Source organism: Burkholderia sp. Ax-1720, from assembly GCF_011753035.1.
GTDB lineage: Bacteria > Pseudomonadota > Gammaproteobacteria > Burkholderiales > Burkholderiaceae > Burkholderia > Burkholderia gladioli.
The window spans coordinates 1-5743 of sequence record NZ_VWWK01000285.1 but is presented as its reverse complement, the minus strand read 5'-3'; the positions used below and the strand labels follow the sequence as shown (position 1 = coordinate 5743).

Annotated in this window: 5 protein-coding genes and 1 pseudogene; 3 read left to right on the top strand and 3 right to left on the bottom strand. The window is 69.8% G+C overall.

Translation table 11 applies throughout. The features are described from left to right. From F3J18_RS35280 to sctU, 3 genes and pseudogenes are all read right to left on the bottom strand, one after another. Window positions 1-216 (bottom strand): annotated as a pseudogene (locus F3J18_RS35280) (type III secretion protein); the annotation flags it as partial. Further along, a complete protein-coding gene (sctV, locus tag F3J18_RS35275) occupies window positions 213-2318 on the bottom strand; it encodes a type III secretion system export apparatus subunit SctV (protein WP_166916742.1) in 2106 nt (701 codons plus the stop codon). The gene sctV and the pseudogene F3J18_RS35280, both read right to left, overlap by 4 nt. A gap of 19 nt (window positions 2319-2337) precedes the next feature. After that, on the bottom strand, window positions 2338-3417 hold the full coding sequence (gene sctU, locus F3J18_RS35270; protein WP_166916741.1) for a type III secretion system export apparatus subunit SctU: 1080 nt from the start codon (window positions 3415-3417) through the stop codon (window positions 2338-2340). Between the two features lie 508 nt (window positions 3418-3925). Here sctU and F3J18_RS35265 point away from each other — a divergent pair. The 3 genes from F3J18_RS35265 to sctJ form a co-directional block, all read left to right on the top strand. After that, window positions 3926-4510, top strand: a complete 585-nt coding sequence (locus tag F3J18_RS35265) for an HrpB1 family type III secretion system apparatus protein (protein ID WP_025097505.1) — start codon at window positions 3926-3928, stop codon at window positions 4508-4510. Between the two features lie 43 nt (window positions 4511-4553). Next, window positions 4554-4949, top strand: a complete 396-nt coding sequence (locus tag F3J18_RS35260; protein WP_025097506.1) for a type III secretion protein HrpB2 — start codon at window positions 4554-4556, stop codon at window positions 4947-4949. A 47-nt stretch (window positions 4950-4996) separates the two neighbouring features. Continuing rightward, a partial coding sequence (gene sctJ, locus F3J18_RS35255) for a type III secretion inner membrane ring lipoprotein SctJ (RefSeq protein ID WP_240156497.1) occupies window positions 4997-5743 on the top strand: 747 nt, incomplete at its 3' end.

The following is a 5743-nucleotide window of genomic DNA, read 5'->3' as shown; positions in this document are numbered from 1 at the left end:
ATCGAAATACAGCGCGATCTCGGCCTGCGGCTCGGCAGCCTCGGGGCTGTCCTGCCCGCCGCCGCCCGATTGCGGCTGCTCGCGCGCGGGCTGCCGGTGCGGGGCGCGGCGCGAGGCCAGCGAGGCGTAGTCGAAGCGGCGCTCGCGCGGCCGGTTCGGCTCGGCGGGCGCGGCGCCGGGGATGATGCGCGCATTGCGCGAGTCGATGGTGGTCATGCGGTCAGCGTCACGCGGCCCACGGGTTTGAGTTCGACGTGCTCGCCGAGCTCCTGGTACGAGTACACGGCCAGCCAGCCCAGCCGCGCCTCGATCATGCGCCGCACGTAGCGGCGGATATCCATCGAGGTCACCAGCACCACGCCCTCGCGGGGCGCCGCGCCCACGAAGGACTGGATGCGGTCGATCAGGAACGCGGCGTCGTTGGGCGGCAGCGCCAGGAAGTTGCCGGTGGGCGTCTGCTTGATGGCGGCGCGGATATGCTGCTCGGCCTGCATGTCGAACAGCACCGCCGACAGCGTGCGCTCGCCCTTGGCGGCGCGATGCGCGAGGAAGCGCGAGAGGTCGCCGCGCACGTACTCGGTCAGCATCAGCATGTCCTTTTCCTTGGCGCCCCAGGCGATCAGGCTCTCCATGATGGTGCGCACGTTGCGGATCGAGACCTGCTCCTCCAGCAGCCGGCGCAGCACGTCGGCGATCCGCTGCGGCGGCAGCACCTTCTGCACTTCCGCCACCAGCCCCGGCGCGTCATGGCCGAGCTGGTCGAGGATCCACTGCACCTCCTGGATGCCGAGGAACAGCGTGGCGTGCCGGCGCATCGCCGCCACGCAGGCATGCGGGATGATCTGCTCGGCGCGCCACACCGGCATCTTGGGCGGGATGGTCTTGTCGTCGAGCCAGCGCGTGGGCGTGCCGTCGGCCACGATCGCCGGGCCGGCCTCGGTGCGCTCGGCCACCGACTGCAGCTTCTCGGCGGCCGCCGTGGCCACCTCGGGCGCGAGCAGGGCGGGATCGGGAATCAGCACCTTGCCCGCCGGCAGCGTCACGGTGAGGTGGGGCACGTCGTGCACCAGGATCTCGAAGCTGTTGGCCGGCAGCGGCGCGTGGATCCACATCGTGATGCCGGGGAAGGGCAGGCCGAGCATCTCCTGCAGGGCCGCGCGCTCGGTCTCGAAGGCGATGTCGAGGGTCGGCAGCGAGAGCCGCGCGGCCAGGTCCGGGGCGATGCGCACGCCCACCGCGCAGGCGAACTGCGGCGCGCGCGGCAGGATCGGCGGCACTTCCGTCTTGGCGCCCGAGCGCTGCATCGAGGCCAGCGTCTCGGCGCCGCCGTGCTCGCTGTCGCGCGAGGACGCGGGCTTCTTCGCCAGCTTGTAGCCGGCGAAGGACAGCAGGCCGGCCAGCAGCACGAACAGCAGCGAGGGGAAGCCCGGCACGATCGCGAAGCCCAGCAGCAGCACCGCGGCGAAGAACAGCGCGCGGCTGCTGGAGCCGAGCTGGTGGCCGATCTCGTCGCCCAGCGAGCGCTGCTTGGTCTGGCGCTCGTCGGCCACCCGCGTGATCATCACGCCGGCGGCCACCGACAGCAGCAGCGAGGGGATCTGCGAGACCATCGCGTCGCCCACCGACAGCACCGAGAAGCGGTTGGCCGCGTCGCCGGCCGACATGCCGTGGTAGGCCACGCCCACCGCGATGCCGGCCAGGATGTTGATCAGCGTGATGATCAGGCCGGCGATCGCGTCGCCCTTCACGAACTTCATCGCGCCGTCCATGCCGCCGTGCAGCTGGCTCTCCACCGCCAGCGTGGCGCGCTTGCGCTTGGCTTCCTCGGGCGTGAGCAGGTTGGCGCGCAGGTCGGCGTCGATGCTCATCTGCTTGCCGGGCAGCGCGTCCAGCGTGAAGCGCGCGCCCACCTCGGCCACCCGCTCCGAGCCCTTGGCGATCACGATGAACTGCACCGTGGTGATGATCGCGAACACCACCAGGCCCACCACCAGGTTGCCGCCCACCACCAGCTTGCCGAAGCTCTCGATGATGGTGCCGGCCTCGGCGTGCAGCAGGATCGACTTGGTGGAGGCGATGTTCAGCGAGAGCCGGAACAGCGTGGTGAACAGCAGCAGCGAGGGGAAGGCCGACAGCGCCGAGATGTCCGGCACGTACATGGTGATCATCAGCAGCGTCACGCTGATGGTGATGTTCAGGGCCAGCAGCCCGTCGATCATCAGCGGCGGCAGCGGCAGGATCATCAGCGAGATGATCGCCACCACCAGCGCGACGATCCCGATTTCGCCGCCGGCGGGGAGTTTCATGGACTTCAGCATCGTGGCTCCGGGTCGGCGCTCAGTGGATCTGCTGCGCCTGGTGCTGCTGTTGCGCCTCGCGGCTCGCGCCGATCGAGTCCACCCAGCGCAGGATCGCGGCGATGGTCTCGAACAGCACCTCGGGAATCGGCTCGTCGACGCCGACCTTGTAGAGCGCGCGCGCCACCGGCGGGTTGCCGACGATCGGCACCTCGGCCTCGGCGGCGGCGCGCCGGATCGCGGCGGCGGCCTCGTCCATGCCCTTGGCGATCACCACCGGCAGCGGGTGCTCGTCGGGCGCGTAGCGCAGCGCCACCGCGTAGTGGGTGGGGTTGACCACCACCACGTTGGCGCGCGCCATGCGCGGCGGCGGGGAGTTGGCCATCTCGCGCGCGATGCGCTTGCGCTCGCCCTTGATCATCGGGTCGCCCTCGTCGTTCTTGTGCTCGCGCTTGACCTCGTCCTTCGACATCTTCATCTGCTTCATGAACAGCATCTTCTGCAGCTTGACGTCGGCGGCACCCACCACCACGAAGATCACCGCGGCGATCATCATCAGCTTGACCAGGATCCCCCAGTACATCGCCGAGAGCTCCGCCAGCGGCTGGTAGATCGAGCCCGACACCAGCGGGAACAGGCCGCGGATCACCACCCACATCACGGCGAAGATCAGCGCCGCCTTGACGATCATCTTGGCGGTCTCGATCACGGTCTTGATCGAGAAGATCTTCTTCAGGCCCTCGCCGGGATTCAGCGAATTGAGGTTGGGCATCACCGGCTTCAAGGCGATCTGCAGGCCGACCTGCATCGCCGAGCCCATCAGCCCGGCCATCGCGGCGGCCAGCGCGAGCGGCACCACCGCCAGCAGCGCGATGCCGCCGAAGCGGTAGAGCCGGTCGAACATGTCGGGAATGCTGTGCTCGGTGGTGACGAAGTCGAGCGCGCTCACCACCAGCTGGCGCATCGAGTCGCGCAGGTGGGCGCCGGCGGCCATCACGAAGCCGATCGCCACCGTCATCGAGATCGCGTCCGCCAGGTCCGAGCTCTTCGACACCTGGCCGTCCTTGCGGGCGTCGCGCAGTTTCTTGTCGGTAGGCTCTTCGGTTTTTTCGTCGCTCATCGCTCGCTCGTCGCGTGGTCCGGGGTGGGGTGCTCACGCAGGCGCTCGCCGGGGAGGGCGGGCAGGGGTTGGCGGGCAGGCCCGGCGCGGGAGCGCGCAGCGAGCCGGTCGGACGAAGATAGCCGCGCGCCGCTCCGCGCTTTCTGTCCGACGCGAATCGGGCGCTGCGCATGCGAAGTTGGGGCGGCGAGCAAGGCGGATGCGCAGCGATGGGGCCCCGGGAAACGCCGGCCGCGGCCCCGCGAGGCGCCTGGAATGCGGCGCGGGACAGGGTTTTTCGGCCGGGCTGCCGGCGCTCGGGCGCGCCCCGGCGTGCGCGCCGGCCCGGCGCGCCCCGGCTTCGCGGCCCGCGGCGGCGGGAGGGTCCGAGCCGCGTTCGCGCGCCTTCGCTTTCGGTGCGCTGGCTTCGCATCGCCGATCTCGCGGCCCCCGGCCGGTTGCTAAGGTTCCGTCGTGCGTCCGATCGACCCCGACCGTGGCGCGAAGATATCCGCCAGGAGAATGCGCGATGACCAAGGCCACACCCGATTACCTGAACTGCCGCCCGGAGATCGTCGGAGGACTGATCGAGACGGCCTCCGATGCGCTGCTGCAGACCTTCCCGAAGGTGTCGGTGGACCCCTACGACATCGAGCTGATGCTCGACGCGCTGCGCGTGCTGCGTCCGAAGGTGCCCGAGATCCAGATGCTGGACGGCATCCTGCACATGGTCCGCAATCATTGGGACGACGCGATCCTGGTGCTGCGCGAGGTCAGCGAGAGCGCGCCGCGCTTCGCCTACGCCAAGGCGCTGCTGGCCTTCTGCCTGTCCACCAAGGGCGACGGCGACTGGAAGCTGATCGCCAACGAGGTGCTCGAGAACAACCCGACGCGCGATACGCTGGCCCTCGTCAAGGCCCTGCATGCGCGCGAGGAGTTGGTCAGCGCCGTGAACGCGAGCCGCAACGGCGGCGCCTTCGTGCCGCCGGCCTCGATCGAGGAGTTGAACGAGGAACTGGCCAGCCGCGGCGACAAGCCCGATGTGCCCACCGCGCCGGTGCCGCCGGCCGCCGGCCTCGAATCCCTGCCGTTCGGCGTCGCGCTGCGCGCGTGAACGTCGTCCGCCCGCTCGACGAAGCCTGACGAGGAGCCCGACGATGACTGCGATCGACCATTCCGCGGCGCTGCGCGCCTCGCTCGAAGCCTTGTCCAAGCCGGAAGCCGCGGCGGGCGGCGGTACCTCGCCCGCGGCCGCCGACAAGTTCAAGGCGATGATGGAGAAGCCCTCGATGGCGCCGCCGCACGCGGCCCAGAGCCCGTCGATGGAAGTCGCCTCGAAGCTGGTGGCGGCGCAGGATGCCGAGCTGCAGCGCAGCGTCACCGACGCCGCCGAGTTCATGCAGCGCGCGCCCGAGATGAACCTCAACGAGCTCAATGCCGGCTCGATCCGCCTGACCTACGAACTCGCCGCCACCCAGCTCGACATGGAAGCGAAGATGGGCGTGGTGAACTCGTCGAAGTCGTCGATCGAAACGCTGATGAAGAACCAGTGACACGCGGCGCTCCACGGCGCCGCGCGGTCCGCCGCGAGACTTACCCCATGTCACAGACCCGGTCCGGATGGCGGCGCGCATCCGTCGTCGGCGCCTTCGCGCTCTGCGCGCTGCTCGCCGGCTGCAAGAAGGAACTATACGGAAACCTGTCCGAGCAGGACGTCAACGAGATGGTCGTGGCGCTGCTCGAGAACGGTGTCGACGCCGCCAAGGAAACGCCCGACGGCGGCAAGACCTGGACGCTCGAGGTGGACGGCGACCAGATGGTGCGCGCCATGGAGGCGCTGCGCTCGCGCGGCCTGCCCAAGAGCCGCTTCGACAACCTCGGCGACCTGTTCAAGAAGGACGGCCTGGTATCCACGCCGACCGAGGAACGCGTGCGCTTCATCTACGGCATGTCGCAGGAGCTGTCGTCCACGCTGTCGAAGATCGACGGCGTGCTGGTGGCGCGCGTGCAGATCGTGCTGCCCAACAACGACCCGCTGGCGCAGACCATCAAGCCCTCCTCGGCGGCCGTGTTCATCAAGTACCGCCCGAATTCCGACGTCGGCGCGCTGGTGCCGCAGATCAAGACGCTGGTGATGCACAGCGTCGAGGGCCTCACCTACGACCAGGTCAGCGTGACCGCCGTGCCGGCCGATCCGTCCGACCTGGCGCGCCAGCCGCTGCCGCCGGCGAGCGGGGCGCGGACGACGAACCTGCCGCATCATCCGGTGGCGATCGCCGCGATCACGAGCTGCACGAACACCTCCGATCCGGCCTTGCTGATCGCCGCCGGGCTGGTGGCGCGGCGC